This window comes from Bradyrhizobium japonicum USDA 6 (genome assembly GCF_000284375.1).
In the GTDB taxonomy this organism is placed as follows: Bacteria; Pseudomonadota; Alphaproteobacteria; order Rhizobiales; family Xanthobacteraceae; genus Bradyrhizobium; species Bradyrhizobium japonicum.
The window spans coordinates 4,260,648-4,277,188 of sequence record NC_017249.1; the positions used below are offsets into that span (position 1 = coordinate 4,260,648).

The following is a 16,541-nucleotide window of genomic DNA, read 5'->3' on the forward strand; positions in this document are numbered from 1 at the left end:
GTCCTGTCCGGTTAGCGTGATGGGGGAATGAAAACGGGGCCGTTCGGCTTGATGCGGACGCCCGGCCGCAGGCGCGTCCAGGGCAGGGTGGCAGTGTCGGCCGGCATCGCGCCGGGTGCGGCGCAGATCATCAGCTTTTCCGCGATCGGCTCGAAATCGGCGCGGAAGTGCACCGAGCTCTTGTTGACCAGAATCTTCTGCGCGGTCGGCTCGATGCCGACATAGCGGTACATCGCCTGATCGGCGAGCTGCGCCTTGTGCGAGGAGACGACGACGCGGACGTCGCCGACGCGCAGGCATGCTGAGGGACCCATCTCCATCTCGCGGCCACCGTAGTAGGGGCCGGGCGCGATGAAGCGGCCGTCGGAGAGCTTTTCGACGATGAAGGTCTCGCGATAGGGCTCGTCGCCGGGAATGCCGGACTTGCCGCCGAGCGACAGCGTCACGGTGGCGCCGACGCCGGCCGCATGCGCGGCCTTGGCCGAGGCCGGATCGTAGATCACGCCGGTCGCGGCGCTCGCCTTGTTGCGTACCAGCGCGCGCAGCATGCCGGTGGTGTCGGAATCACCGCCGGCGCCGGGATTGTCCTGGGTGTCGGCGATGATGATTGGCTTGCTCGCGCCCTTGGCGAGTTCCATCGCATGGCGCACGCCGTCGTCGGGCGACCAGATCTTGCCGTCGAAATCGTCCTCGTGGCTTTCGATCAGTTTGACGATCGCATCGGCCGCGCGGTCGGCATCGGCCTGCGTCTTGCCATAGGCGAACACGCTCGGGCCGCAGTCGCGGAAATCGGCGGCGGGGAAGCCGGGCGCGAAGGACAGCGTCGGAACGGCCTCGCTCTCCAGCGCGGCAAGTTTTTCGTAGATGCCCTTGGTGGGAAAGTCATTGGTGCATTGCCAGCTGATCGCGATCAGGAACGGCAATTGGCGAAACGACTTTGCAAAGCGTTGTTTGGTCTGCAGCAGCAGGGCGAGGTGCCTTGCGGAGGCGCGGCCGGTCTCGGCCATGTCGACATGCGGATAGGTGCGGTAGGCGATCAGCGCATCCGCGTGTTCCATCATCTCGGGCGTGACGTTGGCGTGCAGGTCGAGGCTGGCAACCAGCGGAACGTCCTTGCCTATGACGCGGCGCACGCGCGCCAAGATCTCGCCTTCGCCGTCGTCGAGATGCTCGGTCACCATCGCGCCATGCAGATCAAGATAGACCGCATCGAGCGGGCCGGCGGCGGCGATACCGTCGACCATCACCTTCACGATACGCTCGAAGGCGTCCCTGGTGACATGCGCCGACGGACTTGCGCCGCAGGCGATCGTCGGAATGAGGTTCCAGCCATTCGCTTCGGCGCTGTCGACGAAGCCGGCGAGGCCGACATTGATGCGGCGCATCACCTTCAGCACGTCGGCGCCTTCCGTCATGGCCGGCCAGCCGCCGCCATGCTGGAAGTCCGCGAAAGTCGCCTTCGTCGGGGCGAACGTGTTGGTCTCGTGCAGGAAGCCGCCGACGGCGATACGTGTCATCAATTCTGGTCCAGCGTTTGAAAGTGCGCGACGTTAGCCTTGGCCTTGCGGAGAGGGCAAGGTGAGAAGCAATCGCGCCACGCATAGGGTCAGATCGTTTTGGGAATGCTGCTCCGCCGTCATTCCGGGGCGCGCCACTTGGCGCGAGCCCGGAATCCATGGTGCTGCAGAGTTTGCCGTTCGATGGATTCCGGGCTCATCGCTTCGCGATGCCCCGGAATGACGACTGGGAGAGTTAAGCCGTGGCAGCCACGCCTTCCGACACCGGGCGGAAGTTCGCAAAATCCCAGCCGCGGCCCGGTGCGGCCTCCAGCAGCGCCCTGGTGTAGGCTTCCTTCGGATGCGTCAACACCTCGGCGGCCAGGCCCTGTTCGACGACACGGCCGTGCTGCATCACCACGACCTCGTCGCAGATCTGGGCTGCGACGCGCAGATCGTGGGTGATGAACAGGATGGCGATGCCGAGCCGGTTCTGGATCTCGTCGAGCAGTTCCAGCACCTGCGCCTGAACCGAGACGTCGAGTGCCGACACCGCTTCGTCCGCGACCAGCACGTCGGGGTCGAGCGCGAGCGCACGCGCAATGGCGATACGCTGGCGCTGGCCGCCGGAGAACTGGTGCGGATAGCGCGTCACTGCGTCCGCGGGCAGGCCGACGAGCTCGAGCAGTTCGCGCGCCCGCTTCATCGCATCGGCATGCGAGGTGCCGTAATTGATCGGGCCTTCCGCGATGCTCTCGCCGACGGTAATGCGCGGGTTGAGCGAGCGATAGGGATCCTGGAACACGATCTGGATCTTCTGACGGTGCGGCTGGAGCAGGCGGCGCGAAATGTCGGCGATCTCGCGGCCGGCAAGGCGCACGCCGCCGGAGGTCGGATCGATCAGGCGCACGATGCACCGCGCGACCGTCGACTTGCCCGAGCCGCTCTCACCGACGATGCCGAGCGTGCGGCCCTTGCGCAGCGTCAGCGTGACCTTGTCGGCGGCGACGACCTCGCGGCCCTTGCCGAAGAAGGCGCGCTCCTTATAGACCTTGCCGAGCTCGTTGGCCTCCAGCACCACCGGCTCCTTGGTCTCGGGTCGCGCCGCGCGCGGCACCAGGCTCGGCACCGCAGAAAGCAAATTGCGGGTGTACTCCATGGTCGGGTTGCGCAGCACGGTCTCGAGCGGACCGGTCTCGACCAGCCGGCCCTGCCGCATCACAGCGACGCGGTCGGCGATCTCGGCCACCACGCCCATGTCGTGGGTGATGAACAGGACGGCCGTGCCGTGATCGCGCTGGAGGTCGCGGATCAGCGTCAGGATCTGCTTTTGCGTGGTGACGTCGAGCGCGGTGGTCGGCTCGTCGGCGATCAGCAGCTTCGGCTCCAGCACCAGCGCCATCGCAATCATGATGCGCTGGCGCTGGCCGCCGGACAGGCGATGCGGATAGGAGGCGAAGATGCGCTCGACCTGCGGCAGGCGGACCTGCTCCATCATGTCGAGAATGCGCTTCTTCCGCGCCTTGGCGTCGAGATCGGTGTGGGCGCGCAGGACCTCGTCGATCTGGCGGCCGACCGGCACCACCGGATTGAGCGCGGTCATCGGCTCCTGGAAGATCATCGCCATCTGCGTCGCGCGGAGCTGGCGCAGGCGGCGATCGGTCGCGGTGAGAATCTCTTCGCCGACCAGCTTGACGCTGCCGCCGGTCGGAACCAGCGTGCCCTTCGGCAGCAGGCCCATCGTGGTGAGCGAGGTCACCGACTTGCCCGAGCCGCTTTCGCCGACGAGACACAGTGTCTCGCCCTTGTGCACCTGGATCGAGATGCCGTCGATGATGTTGGCCCCCTTCGGTTTCTTGCCGACGGAGACGACGAGGTTGTTGATGTCGAGGACTGGGTTGGTCATCACTTGATCCGTCATCACTTGCCCTCCCGCTGCTTCATGCGGGGATCGAGGGCGTCGCGGGCGGCGTCGCCGATCAAATTGATGCTGAGGATGGCGATCGAAAGCAGCAGGCCCGGCCAGAAGATCAGCGTCGGCTTGAGCTGAAAATACTGGCGGCCCTCGGCCATGATGTTGCCCCAGGTCGGCGTCTCCGGCGAGATGCCGGCGCCGAGGAAGGAGAGGATGGCCTCGGTCAGGATCGCGGAGGCGCAGACATAGGTGCCCTGGACGATCAGCGGCGCGATCGTGTTCGGCATCAGATGGCGCCACATGATCTTCGGCAGGCTGGAGCCGACCGAGATCGCGGCTTCCACATAGGGCTCCTCGCGCGCGGACAGCACGACCGAGCGCACCAGGCGCGCCACGCGCGGTATTTCGGGGATGGTGATCGCGACCAGCACGGTCCAGATGCTGGCGCCGGACAGCGACACCACGGCGATCGCGAGCAGGATGCTCGGCATCGCCATGAGGCCGTCCATGACGCGCATCAGGACGGCATCGACCAGCTTGAAGAAGCCGGAGACGAGGCCGATCGCAAGGCCGATGGCGATCGCCAGGATCGCCGAGCCGATGCCGATCAGGAGCGAGATGCGGCCGCCATAGATCACGCGCGACAAGAGGTCACGGCCATAGGCGTCGGTGCCGAGCAGGAACTGCGCCGAGGCCGGCTTCAGCCGCTGCGAAGGCGCAAGCTGGACCGGATCGTGCGGCGCGATCAGCGGCGCCAGGATCGAGACCAGCACGATCAGCGCGAGCAAGATCGTGGCCGCCGCGATGATCGGCGTCGAGGTGAGGAATCCGAAACGCGGCCGCAACGGCGACGTGATCGGAATGGATGACTGGGGAAGGCTATCGACGGACATTTTTGTTGGTATCCTTAGCCCTAGTACCGGATCCGGGGATCGAGCAGCGTGTAGGCGACGTCGATCAGGAGATTGACGACGACATAGATCAGCGACGTCAGCAGGATCATCGCCTGGATGACCGGATAGTCGCGCGCCAGCACCGCGTCCACCGTGAGGCGGCCGATGCCGGGGATGTTGAACACGCTCTCGGTGACGACGACGCCGGAGATCAGCAGCGCAAAGCCGGTGCCGATCACGGTAATGACGGGCACGGCCGCGTTGCGCAGCGCATGGCGCATCATCACGGCGACCTCGTTGATGCCCTTGGCGCGGGCGGTGCGGACGTAGTCCTCGCCGAGCACGTCGAGCATCGCCGCGCGCGTCATGCGCGCGATCAGCGCGATGTAGATGAAGGAGAGCGCGCAGGTCGGCAGGATGATGCGCTCGAAGAACGGTCCAAAGCCGTTGAAGATGCTGCGGAAGCCCTGCACCGGCACCCAGCGCAGGTCGATCGCGAAGACCTCGATCAGGAGATAGCCGACCACGAACACGGGCACGGAGAAGCCGAGCACGGAGAGGCCCATCACGAAACGGTCGATCCAGGTGCCGTGCTTCCATGCCGCGATGACGCCCAGGGGCACGGCGACGATCACGGCGAGAATGATCGTCGAGAGCGCGATCGAGATCGACGGCTCGACGCGCTGGCTGATCATCTTCATGACCGGCAGGTTGGAGATCAGCGACGTCCCGAGATCGCCGTGCAGCAGCTTGTTCACCCAGGTGATGAATTGCACGATCAGCGGCTCGTTGAGGCCGAGCGAGTCGCGGATGCGTTCAAGCCGTTCCGGTGTAGCGTTATCGCCGGCGAGAATTGCGGCGGGATCGCCCGGCGTCAGCCGCAGCAGCAGGAAGACGAACAGCGCGACGACGCCCATCACGGGCACCGCGGCCAGAACGCGGCGAATGAGATAACCTAGCATGCACCTATCTCCGGCTGCGGAACTTGTGGGGCCGGGAGGCCCCCGTGGAATCGGTTCTGTCTATCATGCACGCCTGTCACTCGGGCTGGAAAGCCGGCCGGAGAAGCCGACGTTTCGGGGCAAATTGTGTGCCAAGGGCAGGGCGGTCGCAAGAGGCCGCCGAGCCTCCGATATCGACCACTCAGGATGCATGGCGGAACTCGCGCTCAACCCTGAGTGACGGTGCGGTCGGCGGTGCGTTGAGCCCGCGCCAGCCGTCGATGGTTCCGGCAATCATCTGCGCGGTCGCGGCCGACAAGGTCCAGCCGAGATGGCCGTGGCCGGTGTTGAAGAACACGCCCGGCATCCGTCCTGCGCGCACCACGGGCATCATGTTCGGCATCATCGGCCGCAGCCCGGCCCAGGGCACGACCTTGGACGTTTCGACGCCGGGGAAGTTGTTGCGCACCCAGTCGACCAGCGGCTGCACGCGGTCCGCGCGGATGTCGCGGTTGAAGTCGTTGAATTCGGCGGTGCCTGCGACGCGGAAGCGATCGGCGCCGAGCCGGCTGGTGACGATCTTGGCCGCTTCGTCGAGCAAACTCACGGTCGGCGTCGCATTGCGGCTTGTGGCAGTGTCGAGTTGCACGGTGATCGAGTAGCCCTTCACCGGATAGACGTTGACGCGCTCGTCGAGGAGGGCGGCGAAGTGACGGCTGGCCACGCCGGCGCAGATCACGACGCCATCCGCCTTCAGCATGCCGCGCGCGGATGCGACAGTGTCACTGGCCGAAAGATCAGCCCAGCCGATGACGAAGCCGCCACCTGCCTGGGCAATGGAATCGATGTTGGCTTCGTGGATAAAGGTCGCGCCGCGCCGCTTGCAGGATTCCGCAAGTCCGCGCGTGAACTTGTGGATATCGCCGGTCGCATCCGAAGGCGTGTAGAAGCCGCCAAAATAGTCCTTACGCAGCGTCGGCTCGATGGCGCGGATCTCCTCCGGCGTCACCGGGCGGCGATCGAGCCCGCCTTCCTTCAATAGCGCATTGACCTGCAGGCCGGATTCAAAACCCTTCCTGTCGTGATAGATGTGGAGAATGCCGCGGCGTTCGAGATCGAAGTCGATCCCTTCGCGCTCCGCGATCTCGAACAGATGCTTGCGGGCTTCGATCGCGAGCCGCGTGGTCTGAACCGTGTTGGCGCGGTAGTTGCCGAGATTGGCGACGAACTCGCTCATCCACGAATATTTGTGCCAGTTCGGCCGCGGGTTCATCAGCAGCGGCGCATCGCGCCGGAACATCCAGCGCAGGCCTTTCAGGATCGTTGCGGTGCTGTTCCACACCTCGGCATTGCTGGCGGAGAGCTGTCCGCCATTGGCGAAGGACGTCTCCATTGCGGCGTAGCGGTGCTTGTCGAGCACCGTCACCTTGTATCCGCGTTCGAGCAAGGCATAGGCGGTCGTTACGCCGGTGATGCCGGCGCCGATGATGGCGATATGGGTCATGGCAGGTGTGGGGCTCCCGTGAGTTAGGATAGGCTAACCGCCGGCCAAAGGCCGTTGGCGGCGCCCCATCTGTCACGGTTACCTGAGAGCTTGATCCGTTGCGGGCCTCGACGAGGTCAGCTCCGGACTATCCCCTTCGGTGGACGTCACGACGTTGAGATCGTGTCGTCTCTCTCCAGATCGTCCTGACGATACGGTCCTTTTGCCTGAGAGTTTCCGGGGCGGTTGCTCCGTCGGCGCCGCAACGAAAGCCTGAACTCTCGTCGCGATCTCTCCCGCATCGTCGCGTGGACAATCGAGCAGTACGATGCGCCTCATTTTTAGACAAGGCTAAATTTCAACCGCGACTGCCAATGCATTGTGCAGTGCGAAGTTGGTTCAATTTACTCCAGCGTCGCGAGCAAACCGGCCATCAGGCGGCCGCGCTCGACCAGGCTGTCGACCTCGATGAACTCCTCCAGCGTGTGGCCATTGCCGCCGCGCACGCCGAGGCCGTCGAGTGTCGGGATACCCATCGCACCGGTGAAATTGCCGTCGGAGCCGCCGCCGGAGCTCGCATGCGGCAGCTCAGTGCCGAGCGATTTGGCGATGCCGCGCGCCTTTTCATACAGCGCCATGGTACCGGCATCGGGCTCCCATACGGGGCGCGTGACGCCGCGCGTCACCTTGAACGTGACATCATTGGTCGTGCCCGACAGCGCCAGCATCCGCTCGACGCCGCGATCGAGATCGGCCTGGCGCTTGGCCATGGACAGCGCCTCGCCGGTGGCAGTCGTGGCAACGCAATTGACCCATTGTCCGCCATGCACGACGCCAACCGAGAAAGTGCAGTCCTCCGTCGTCATCGCGTCGATGGCGAGGATCTGCCGCGCCATCTCGCGGATCGCCGAGCGTCCGGCCGACAATGTCGCGCCGGCATGGCTCGGTCGGCCCGTCGCTTCCAGATTGAAGCGCGCGATGGCGTAACGTCCGGTGGTCACACCGTTGTCGGCGCGGCCCGGTTCGGGCACCAGCACATATTTGTTCCGCGCGGCTTCCGCCTCGATGATGTCCCGCGTCGAGGGCGTGCCGACTTCCTCGTCGGGCGTAAACAGCACGGTGATCGGCAGCGGCGTGGTGAAGGAGGCGCGCGCCAGCTGCCGGATCGCTTCCAGCGAGAGATAATTGCCGCCCTTCATGTCGTAGATGCCGGGGCCGTAGCACTTGTTGCCCTCGTGCCGCCATTTCAGCTTCTCGATGGTGCCGACCGGGTGGACGGTATCCATGTGGCCGGCGATCAGGATGCCCGGCTCGCCCTGTTTCGGATGCGGGAAGCGCGCGCGGATCACTCCGCCGAAGCCCTGTCGGCCGCCGATGCGTTCGATCGTCGCACCCATGATCGCCATATCCCGCGCTGCGATATCGAGCATGCGGTCGACGGCGCCCGCGTCCCAGGTCGGGCTCTCGCATTCCACCCAGGTGCGCAGGCCCTGGAGCATCGCCTCGGAATCGAAGGGAAGATTGGCTGGATTCATCTTAATGTCTCTCAGGCTTGAAAGATGGAACGCGCATTGCATTGGCGTGGACAGGACTGGCGGAAAGCGTTGTAGAGCCAAACCGATCTTTGTGGAGCCCGTGAGCGCGCCGCTTGGGGCTGCAGCGAAACCGGATTGACGCGCTCAGCACTGTCTGCAAGTCTCGAAAGACAAAGGCATCGCATGAGGTTAGTTCGCCTAAAGAACGAACCGAATGCTCAACCAATAACCTGCCTTTGAACAGTTTCACGTCAGGAGAAACTTTTATGTTGAGCTTGATGCGCCGGGGCGTCGCGCGTTCGCCTCCACACTTGCGCTATCGGTCGTTGCGCTTTCGACGGCGATGGCCTCGCCGGTACTTGCCGCCGCCAGCAAGACCATCACCGCGGTGATGCATTCGGATCTGCGCATCATCGATCCGATTTTCACCACCGCCTACATCACGCGTGACCATGGCTACATGGTCTACGACACCCTGATCGCGACGGACTCGAACTTCAAGATCCAGCCGCAGATGGCGGACTGGAAGATCTCCGACGACAAGCTCACCTACACCTTCACGCTGCGCGACGGCCTGAAGTGGCACGACGGTACGCCGGTGACGGCGGAAGACTGCGCCGCTTCGCTGAAGCGCTGGGCCGCGGTCGACGGCATGGGCCAGCAGATGATGCAGTTTACTGCGAGCATCGAGGCGACCGACCCCAAGACGATCACGCTGAAGCTGAAGGAGCCCTACGGCCTCGTGCTCGAATCCATCGGCAAGCCGTCCTCGCGCGTCGCCTTCATGATGCCCAAGCGTCTTGCCGAAACGCCGCCGGACAAGCAGATCCCCGAGCAGATCGGCTCCGGCCCGTTCAAGTTCGTGCAGGGCGAATTCCAGCCCGGCGTGAAGGCGGTCTACGTCAAGAACACTGACTACGTTCCGCGCAAGGAGGCGTCGAGCTGGACTGCCGGAGGCAAGTTGGTCAAGGTCGATCGCGTCGAATGGATCACCATGCCGGATGCGCAGACCGCGGTGAACGCGCTGCAATCGGGCGACATCGACTTCATGGAAGTGCCGCCGTGGGATCTGCTGCCCGTGCTTGAAGGCAATGCCGACCTCAAGGTCGAGACGCTGAACAAGTTCGGCTACCAGACCCTTGGGCGCATGAACTTCCTCTATCCGCCCTTCGACAATCCGAAGATCCGCCGTGCCGCACTTCTGGCGATGAACCAGAAGGACGTGCTCGACGCGCTCGTCGGCAATCCCAAATACTACAAGATCTGCGGTGCGTTCTTCATCTGCGATACGCCGTTCGCGACCGACGTCGGCTCGGAATCGCTGGTCAAGGGCAACGGCATGGTGGAAGCCAAGAAGGCGCTCGCCGAGTCCGGCTATGACGGTACGCCCGTCGTGGTCATGGTGCCCGGCGACGTCGTGACGCTGAAGGCGCAGCCGACGGTCGCGGTGCAGTTGCTCCGCGAGGCCGGCTTCAAGGTCGATGCGCAGGCGACCGACTGGCAGACGGTGGTCAGCCGGCGCGCCAGCCAGAAGCCTCCGAAGGAGGGCGGCTGGAACATGTTCTTCACCAACTGGGTCAGCGCCGATGTGTCCAACCCGATCGCCAATCTGTCGATCGGCGGCCAGGGCAAGAAGGGCTGGTTCGGCTGGGCGGAAAACGCCAAGATCGAGAAGCTCAAGGACGACTTCGTCCGCGCCGCCTCGCTCGACGATCAGAAGAAGATCGCGGCCGAGATCCAGAAGGAAGCCTATGACCAGGTGATCTACGTGCCGCTCGGCCAGTATCTGGCGCCGAGCGCATGGCGGAAGTCGCTCACCGGCGTGCTCGATGGCCCGGCGACACCGTTGTTCTGGAATATCGACAAGACCGAGTAAGGCGAGGGCGCCCCAGCGCGCCTTCCCCGATCGTTACGCGGCGTCGCTGTCATCAGCGGCGCCGTTTTCGTTTGTCAGCCTCGCGTCAGCTTTTAACTCTTCTAGTGTCCAATCATTGCTATTTGTTTCTGACTTGAAATAGATGTGCGCAGCTCGCACATCACTTTCCTTCCCGTATTGTTTCCGTGCCGATTGATTTTGCACTCCAGGCGATGGCCGAACGGTCCGATCGCGCGCCGGCCCGATGGCGCCGGCCGTTCCTGCGTTGGCTCGACGGCGTCGAGACGGGCTGGGCCGTTCCGCTCCTCATTGTGTGCTTCGTCGCGCTCTGGACGGTCTATCTGGCCGTCGCCTATGCCGGCAGCGGCCTGCACCCTGATACCCTAGAGGCCTGGACGCTCGGGCGCCGTTTCGCGTGGGGCTATCACAAGCATCCGCCGCTGGTGGGCTGGGTTACGGCGGTGTGGACCGCCGTCTTCCCGCTCAGCGACTGGTCGCTGCAATTGATGGCGATGGCCAATGCCGGGCTCGCCCTGTTTTTCGTCGACCGGATCGCACGGCAGTTCGTGACCGAGCACAAACGCATCCTGGTGCTGCTGCTCCTGATGCTGACGCCGGCCTATCAATTCCACGCCCAGCGCTTCAACGCCAATGCGGTGCTGCTCGCGCTCTGGCCGCTCGCGACCTGGTGTTTTCTGCGCGCGTTCGAGACCCGCAGCGCGGCCTGGGCGGTCGCGGTAGGATGCACGACGGCGCTGGCGATGGTCGGCAAATATTATTCGGTATTCCTCGTGGCGAGCTTTGCATTTGCCGCGCTGGCTCATCCCGCGCGCCGCGCCTATTTCACGTCCGCTTCGCCGTGGATATCGGTTGTGGTCGGGTTCGCGGTGTTGTCGCCGCATATCTACTGGCTCGCGACGACCGGCGCGTCGGCCTTCACCTACGCGATGGCGCACGCCAACGGCAACTTCGCGAGTTCACTTGGTGAAGTGCAGAACTTCCTGCTCGGACTGGCGGCGGCCGTCAGCGCATCAGCCGTCATCTGGGTGTTCATCGCGGGCACGCGGCTGAAGCAATTCCCGGCCGATTTCGCCGCGATGAGCTCTGGTCTGCGGCTCCTTTTCTACGTAGCGATCGGCACGATCGTGCTGCCGGTCCTGACGTCGCTGGCGATGGGCACCGATCTACCGTCGCTATGGGCGTTGCAGGGGCTGTTCCTGTTCGTCGTGCTGATCGTTTGCGGCACGCGCTACCCGATCGAAAGATTCTACACCGTCAATGTCACGATCATCACCGCAATCGTTGGGCTCGCCGCTGTCTTCGTCGCGGCCCCGATTCACGCCGTCTATCGCAACAATCACGGCTACGAAGAGGGCCGGAATTTCTACGCGCAGGTAGCTAACGAGATTACTCGCGAATGGCACGAACTGACCGGGGAGCCGCTCGGCGCCGTCAGTGGCGACGATTCGCTGGCCTTTGCGACCGCGTTCTACAGTCCGGACCATCCGTTTTACGCGCGGCCGTTCGAATTTCAGTACACGTGGGGCATGCCGCGAAAGACGACATTGGATCGCGGTTGGGCCGCGCTCTGTTTCAGCGGCCAGGACTATTGCGGCAGGTGGATGGAGTTCGTATCTGCGCGCGCCGAGCATTTCGTCAGGCGCCAGTTCACCGTGCAGGCAACGCTATGGGGCAAGCCCGGCCTGACACGAGACGTGGTCGTGCTGATCGTGCCGCCGCGAACGAGTAGCGCGACGCCCGAGAGCGCCGCGCAGGACTTCAGCGCCAGCAGGCGCCCGACGGACTAGGCTTCGCGCTCAGCAGTGGCTGTCGCGGATCCGCTCAAGGCCTTCGCTCGCGAAGGGGGAGTGAACGCAGTTCGCTCGGCGGCCGACGTCGAGTGTTCCGTTTCCGCCCGATCCGGGGTGGTGTTGTCTTCGCGATGTTCCGGTTCCATGAGGCGGCCTTTCGAATTGCTGCAGTACAACATCGATGCGGCCGGGAAGTTCCTCATGCGATGGGACGATGATGCGGCTTGAACAGCCGTCCCTTTTCCACCACCAGCACGATCGCAAGCGCCGCCAGTGTCGACAGGAAGAAGCCGACCGAGAACGGCAGCAGCGTGCCGTCGAAGCTCTGCCCGATCGCCATGCCGACGACGATGCCGATCAGCGTCGTGATCGAGCCGTAGAGCGAGGAGGCGGTGCCGGCGATGTGGCCCTGCGGCTCCATGGCCAGTGCGGTGAAGTTCGCGACCATCATGCCGAACGAGAACATCATCAGGGCGGACAGCACCATGAACAGGGAGAGCGGCAGCATGCCGAGGCTTTCCGTCAGCAGCATCACGCCCGCAACCGCGGTGTAGAGCGTCAGCGCGCCGTGCGAGATCACGCGCATGCCGAGCCGCCCGACCAGCTTCGCATTGAGGAAGCCGGCGATCGCGGTGCCGGCTGCGATCGCGGCGAAGGCGATCGGGAAATAGTGGCCGAGATGATAGATGCCGGTGAAGACCTGCTGCGCCGAGAAGACATAGGCAAAGAGCGCCCCTATCACGCTGCCGGCGGCCGTCGCATAGCCGATGGTCTGGCGGTTGGTCACGGTCTGCCGGAACGCCGAGAGCACGTCTGTGGGCGCCAGCGACCTGCGCTCGGACTCGGGGAGGGTTTCAGGCAGCCGCAGCACGCTCCATGCGAGCGCGAGCAGTCCGTAGAGCATCAGTACGACGAAGATGCCGCGCCATTGCGTGACCAGCAGCACCGCCTGCCCGAACGAGGGCGCGATCACCGGCACCGCGATGAACACCATCATGGCGAGCGACATCACGCTCGCCATCCGGCGGCCGACATAACAGTCGCGCACGATCGAGGTCGCGATCACGCGCGTTGCCGACGTGCCGAGCCCTTGCAGCGCGCGCGCCAGCAGCAGCGTCTCGAACGAGGGCGCGGCGACCGCCAGCACGCTCGCCACCGCATAGACCGCCATGCCGCCGAGCAGCACCGGACGGCGCCCGAAGCGGTCCGACAACGGGCCCATGACGAACTGGCCGGCGCCGAAGCCGATCAGGAAGGTCGAGAGCACCAGCTGAAGATGGTTGGCATTGGGAATGGCGAAGGCTGCCCCGATGTTGGGCAGCGCCGGCAGCATCATGTCCATCGCAAGCGGATTCAGCGCCATGATGGACGCGATCACGATGACGAATTCTGGAAAACCCATGGGCCGGTGTCCCGAGGACACCCAATCGTCGGCATTGACGTCGGACAAAGCTCACCTCTGAAAATCAGAGGCTTTTCTATCGGTTATGTTGCGTCGCACAACCCATGTTTCGGGATGGCTGACAGGCGGGTGCTCAAGAACTGGTGATGTCGCCGGGCTCGGGAAGGGCTGCATCGTCCATCATCGTGCGCTACCGGCCTGCTCGACCAGGCCGAGCGCCAAGCGTCCCGCGGTGTCGACATAGTCGAGATCGCGATGGATCAGCATCACGGTCGTGGCGCCGTCGAGCAGGATCACGAGCTGGCGCGCGACCGCCGCTGCACCGGCAACGCCATGCTCGCGCAATTCGGTTTCGAGCCACGCTTCAAAACGCTTCTTGTGCGCCGCGCCGGCCTTGACTGCGGGATGTGCCGGCGTGTTTGCGAGCTCGGCGATGGTGCGCAGGAATCCGCAGCCGCGCCATCGCGGCGTATCCATGGAGCGTCCGAGCCTTGTGAAGAGACCGCGGACCTTGTCGGCCACCGTGCCCTCGGTCTCGGCGAACCAGCGCATATAGAGCTCCAGCGTCGGCTGGTCCCTGGCCGCGATGGTCTCGGCGACGAGCTCGTCCTTGCTGGTGAAGTGATAATAGAGCGTCTTCTTGGTGACGCCGGCCTTCTCGGCGACTGCGTCCATGCTCACCGCCCTGATGCCTTCGCCATAGAACAGGCGCGTCGCCGCGATGACGATCTGCTCGCGTGTGGTGTCGCCTTTGCCTGACATCGCCAATGTATACTGCCTAGTGAGTATACACGACAAGACCGCTGTGGCTGACTTCCGCACCTGTTCGACCTCGAATTCGACCTGGAAGGAGCCTGCACTTGTCTGATCTCGTACTCTCCGAAACGCGAGGCGCTGTCGCGCTGCTGACGTTCAATCGTCCGAACAAGCTCAATGCGCTGAGCTACGCCCTCGTCGACCGCCTGATGGCGATCCTCGATCGTATCGAGGACGATGCCGATATCCGCGCCGTGATCCTAACCGGGGCAGGCGACCGCGCCTTCTCGGCCGGCGCCGACATCGCCGAGTTCTCGGAGAGCGTGAGATGCGGGCCGGATGCGGCGGTAAAGGCCTTCGTACGGCGCGGGCAGGCGATGACGGCGCGCATGGAGGCGTTTCCGAAGCCGATCATCGCCGCCGTGAACGGCATCGCCTTCGGCGGCGGCTGCGAGATCACGGAAGCGGTGCATCTCGCCGTCGCGAGTGAGCGGGCGAGCTTTGCCAAGCCCGAGATCGCGATCGGAATCACGCCGACTTTCGGCGGCACGCAGCGCCTGCCACGGCTCGCAGGCCGGAAGCGGGCGCTCGAATATCTCCTGACAGGAGATTCCTTTTCACCACAGCGGGCTCATGAAATCGGTTTGGTCAACCAGGTCGTGCCGCACGGGCAGCTCCTGGACGCAGCCTTCGCGCTGGCAGGCCGCATCACGCGGCATTCGCACCTGGCGGTCGCCCGGGTCATCACCGCGGCCACGCGGGGCCTCAACGTCTCGATCTCGGAAGGCCTCGCCTTCGAGAGCGAGCAGTTCGCACGCATGGCGGCGACACGGGACACGCGCGAAGCACTCGATACCTGGCTTGCCGCCCGCTCGTCGCGGTAGGTGGTGCGGCGGATCTGGCGGTCGTGGCGACAGGGAACCGGTTCCCCGCCGTCCAGGCGGACGGCTGGCAACCAGGGATTCACCATAAGCACGAGCGCAACGCACAGGGGAGATGAATCCGCAACCCATCCTGTCCATGGTGGCACGGCCTGGCGCCGCGTTGGCGCCGGGAGAAACCCGGCCAAACAAGGTATCCGATTGTGTCCGACGTCACCGGTGCAGCACGATGGTTGGAACCCTCGGCCGACATGGCTTCGCGGCGGAACTTCTGGCTCGCCTGCCTGATCGCACTGACCGCACTGCTGGTGCTCGGCAATCTCGCCAACGACGCCGTGCTCGATATGAAATATGGCTGGGACACCCGCGTCAATTGCGCGGCGGTCGATGCGTATGCCGGCGGGCTCGATCCCTATTTCGTCAAGAACCTGAAGGGCACCAAGCTCTCTTATCCCTATCTGCCGGTGACGCTGGATGTCTTCCGCCCCTTGTGCGCGGGTGGACTTCTGGTCGATCATTACAAGGGCATCTTTCCTGTCCTCGCCGTGCTTTGCGGGCTCCTCTTGCCCGGTCTTGGCCGAACGCGCCCGAGCGCGCGCGATGTTGCGCTGAGGGTGCTCTGCGCGATCGGCGCGTTCGTCGGTTTCGAATGGGTGCAGGCGTCCGGCAACTTCGCGATCCTGAGCGGCGTGCTGACCGCGATTGCGCTGAGGTTTCTGCTCTCTCTGTCCGCGTCCGATGCGCCTGAGGACAGCAACTTTCCGCTGCGGCTCGCCGGCGCCGCGCTGCTCGGCCTCGTGACGTCGTTCAAGCTGGTGTTCTTTCCCGTGCTGGCCGCGCTCTATTTCCTGCCGCTGCCGCGCGGCCGCAAGCTCGCGCTGATCGCGGTCGCGGCGTTCAGCTTCGCATTGCCGATCCTGATATCGCGGCTGATGTACCCCGAGCTGTTTGCAAGCTGGCAACTGGCGATGGGCGGAAAGATCCCCGACCAGCATCTCGTCGATCTCTTCGAGATCAATCCGTCGCTGCTGCTGGCGGCACGCGACCTCATGGACTTTGCCGGCTTCGGTGGCCGCAAGGCGGCGACGTTCGCGACCTATGCATTCGCAGCACTCGCGCTCGTGCTGGTGCCGTTCGCCGTGTCCATCCTGCGCGTGGTCAAGAGCCGGCCGGCGCCGGAAGGCGGATCACTTCTTGCGCAACTGGATCGCTGGCTGATGGATCATCCGCGCGTCGCCATGCGCATCACGGTGTTCGCGATGTTTGCGCTCTATCTCAGCTCGCCGCGCCTCAAGGAATATGCCTTCTTCGAGCTCGCGCTTTATGCCGCGATCCTCGTCGTCGATCTTCCGGCCCTGTCACTTGCCGCGTTCCTCGCCGTCGGTCTGGCCTTTCCGGCACTGATCTCGATTCTGGGGACGGCATTCGAGGGCAGCTTCATCCTCCTCATCATTGCGCTGACAAGTTTCTGGATCCTGCTGCTCGACTTTCGCGCCGAGCCGAAGCGGCTGGAGACGAAAGATAGCCGGTCGACGTGAAGCGCCGTCGGCAC

Annotated in this window: 12 protein-coding genes and 2 riboswitches; of the genes, 4 read left to right on the top strand and 8 right to left on the bottom strand. The window is 64.4% G+C overall.

What is annotated here, in order from left to right:
* Nucleotides 1-11: 11 nt before the first annotated feature.
* From BJ6T_RS19910 to BJ6T_RS19935, 6 genes are all read right to left on the bottom strand, one after another.
* Entirely contained in the window at nt 12-1,517 is a 1,506-nt protein-coding gene (locus BJ6T_RS19910; RefSeq protein ID WP_014494264.1) for a M81 family metallopeptidase, read from the bottom strand.
* Nucleotides 1,518-1,752: 235 nt separating this feature from the next.
* Nucleotides 1,753-3,402 carry an ABC transporter ATP-binding protein gene (locus BJ6T_RS19915; protein WP_028170190.1) on the bottom strand — a complete coding sequence of 550 codons (1,650 nt, stop codon included), beginning with the start codon at nt 3,400-3,402 and terminating at the stop codon, nt 1,753-1,755.
* Between the two features lie 14 nt (nt 3,403-3,416).
* Nucleotides 3,417-4,304 carry an ABC transporter permease gene (locus BJ6T_RS19920; protein WP_014494266.1) on the bottom strand — a complete coding sequence of 296 codons (888 nt, stop codon included), beginning with the start codon at nt 4,302-4,304 and terminating at the stop codon, nt 3,417-3,419.
* A gap of 20 nt (nt 4,305-4,324) precedes the next feature.
* On the bottom strand, nt 4,325-5,266 hold the full coding sequence (locus BJ6T_RS19925) for an ABC transporter permease (RefSeq protein WP_014494267.1): 942 nt from the start codon (nt 5,264-5,266) through the stop codon (nt 4,325-4,327).
* A gap of 181 nt (nt 5,267-5,447) precedes the next feature.
* Entirely contained in the window at nt 5,448-6,749 is a 1,302-nt protein-coding gene (locus tag BJ6T_RS19930; protein ID WP_014494269.1) for a D-amino acid dehydrogenase, read from the bottom strand.
* A gap of 67 nt (nt 6,750-6,816) precedes the next feature.
* Nucleotides 6,817-6,930: riboswitch (glycine riboswitch) on the bottom strand.
* Between the two features lie 3 nt (nt 6,931-6,933).
* Nucleotides 6,934-7,037: riboswitch (glycine riboswitch) on the bottom strand.
* 95 nt (nt 7,038-7,132) lie between these two features.
* Nucleotides 7,133-8,263 carry a M20/M25/M40 family metallo-hydrolase gene (locus BJ6T_RS19935; protein ID WP_014494270.1) on the bottom strand — a complete coding sequence of 377 codons (1,131 nt, stop codon included), beginning with the start codon at nt 8,261-8,263 and terminating at the stop codon, nt 7,133-7,135.
* Between the two features lie 343 nt (nt 8,264-8,606).
* On the opposite strand from BJ6T_RS19935, the gene BJ6T_RS19940 reads away from it, so the two are divergent.
* Both BJ6T_RS19940 and BJ6T_RS19945 read left to right on the top strand, forming a co-directional pair.
* Nucleotides 8,607-10,139 (top strand): ABC transporter substrate-binding protein, encoded by a 1,533-nt coding sequence (locus tag BJ6T_RS19940; protein ID WP_014494271.1) that lies wholly within the window; start codon nt 8,607-8,609, stop codon nt 10,137-10,139.
* Between the two features lie 212 nt (nt 10,140-10,351).
* Nucleotides 10,352-11,947 (top strand): glycosyltransferase family 39 protein, encoded by a 1,596-nt coding sequence (locus tag BJ6T_RS19945; RefSeq protein WP_080588761.1) that lies wholly within the window; start codon nt 10,352-10,354, stop codon nt 11,945-11,947.
* Between the two features lie 202 nt (nt 11,948-12,149).
* Here the strand turns inward: BJ6T_RS19945 and BJ6T_RS19950 are convergent, their stop codons facing one another.
* Entirely contained in the window at nt 12,150-13,352 is a 1,203-nt protein-coding gene (locus tag BJ6T_RS19950) for a multidrug effflux MFS transporter (protein WP_225894829.1), read from the bottom strand.
* Nucleotides 13,353-13,532: 180 nt separating this feature from the next.
* The gene (locus BJ6T_RS19955; RefSeq protein WP_014494274.1) at nt 13,533-14,114 is read right to left on the bottom strand and encodes a TetR/AcrR family transcriptional regulator; all 582 of its coding nucleotides are present in this window, start codon (nt 14,112-14,114) and stop codon (nt 13,533-13,535) included.
* Nucleotides 14,115-14,212: 98 nt separating this feature from the next.
* Here BJ6T_RS19955 and BJ6T_RS19960 point away from each other — a divergent pair, with 98 nt between their 5' ends.
* Nucleotides 14,213-14,992, top strand: coding sequence for a crotonase/enoyl-CoA hydratase family protein (locus tag BJ6T_RS19960; protein ID WP_014494275.1), 780 nt, complete (start codon nt 14,213-14,215; stop codon nt 14,990-14,992).
* Nucleotides 14,993-15,240: 248 nt separating this feature from the next.
* Nucleotides 15,241-16,527, top strand: a complete 1,287-nt coding sequence (locus BJ6T_RS19965) for a hypothetical protein (RefSeq protein ID WP_043900391.1) — start codon at nt 15,241-15,243, stop codon at nt 16,525-16,527.
* The last annotated feature ends 14 nt before the right edge of the window (nt 16,528-16,541 follow it).

What these genes read in the sequence shown, in the direction of transcription:
- BJ6T_RS19910 (WP_014494264.1), bottom strand. Translation starts at nt 1,517, where the DNA reads ATGACACGTATCGCCGTCGGCGGCTTCCTGCACGAGACCAACACGTTC.
- BJ6T_RS19915 (WP_028170190.1), bottom strand. Translation starts at nt 3,402, where the DNA reads ATGACCAACCCAGTCCTCGACATCAACAACCTCGTCGTCTCCGTCGGC.
- BJ6T_RS19920 (WP_014494266.1), bottom strand. Translation starts at nt 4,304, where the DNA reads ATGTCCGTCGATAGCCTTCCCCAGTCATCCATTCCGATCACGTCGCCG.
- BJ6T_RS19925 (WP_014494267.1), bottom strand. Translation starts at nt 5,266, where the DNA reads ATGCTAGGTTATCTCATTCGCCGCGTTCTGGCCGCGGTGCCCGTGATG.
- BJ6T_RS19930 (WP_014494269.1), bottom strand. Translation starts at nt 6,749, where the DNA reads ATGACCCATATCGCCATCATCGGCGCCGGCATCACCGGCGTAACGACC.
- BJ6T_RS19935 (WP_014494270.1), bottom strand. Translation starts at nt 8,263, where the DNA reads ATGAATCCAGCCAATCTTCCCTTCGATTCCGAGGCGATGCTCCAGGGC.
- BJ6T_RS19940 (WP_014494271.1), top strand. Translation starts at nt 8,607, where the DNA reads ATGGCCTCGCCGGTACTTGCCGCCGCCAGCAAGACCATCACCGCGGTG.
- BJ6T_RS19945 (WP_080588761.1), top strand. Translation starts at nt 10,352, where the DNA reads ATGGCCGAACGGTCCGATCGCGCGCCGGCCCGATGGCGCCGGCCGTTC.
- BJ6T_RS19950 (WP_225894829.1), bottom strand. Translation starts at nt 13,352, where the DNA reads ATGGGTTTTCCAGAATTCGTCATCGTGATCGCGTCCATCATGGCGCTG.
- BJ6T_RS19955 (WP_014494274.1), bottom strand. Translation starts at nt 14,114, where the DNA reads ATGTCAGGCAAAGGCGACACCACACGCGAGCAGATCGTCATCGCGGCG.
- BJ6T_RS19965 (WP_043900391.1), top strand. Translation starts at nt 15,241, where the DNA reads ATGGCTTCGCGGCGGAACTTCTGGCTCGCCTGCCTGATCGCACTGACC.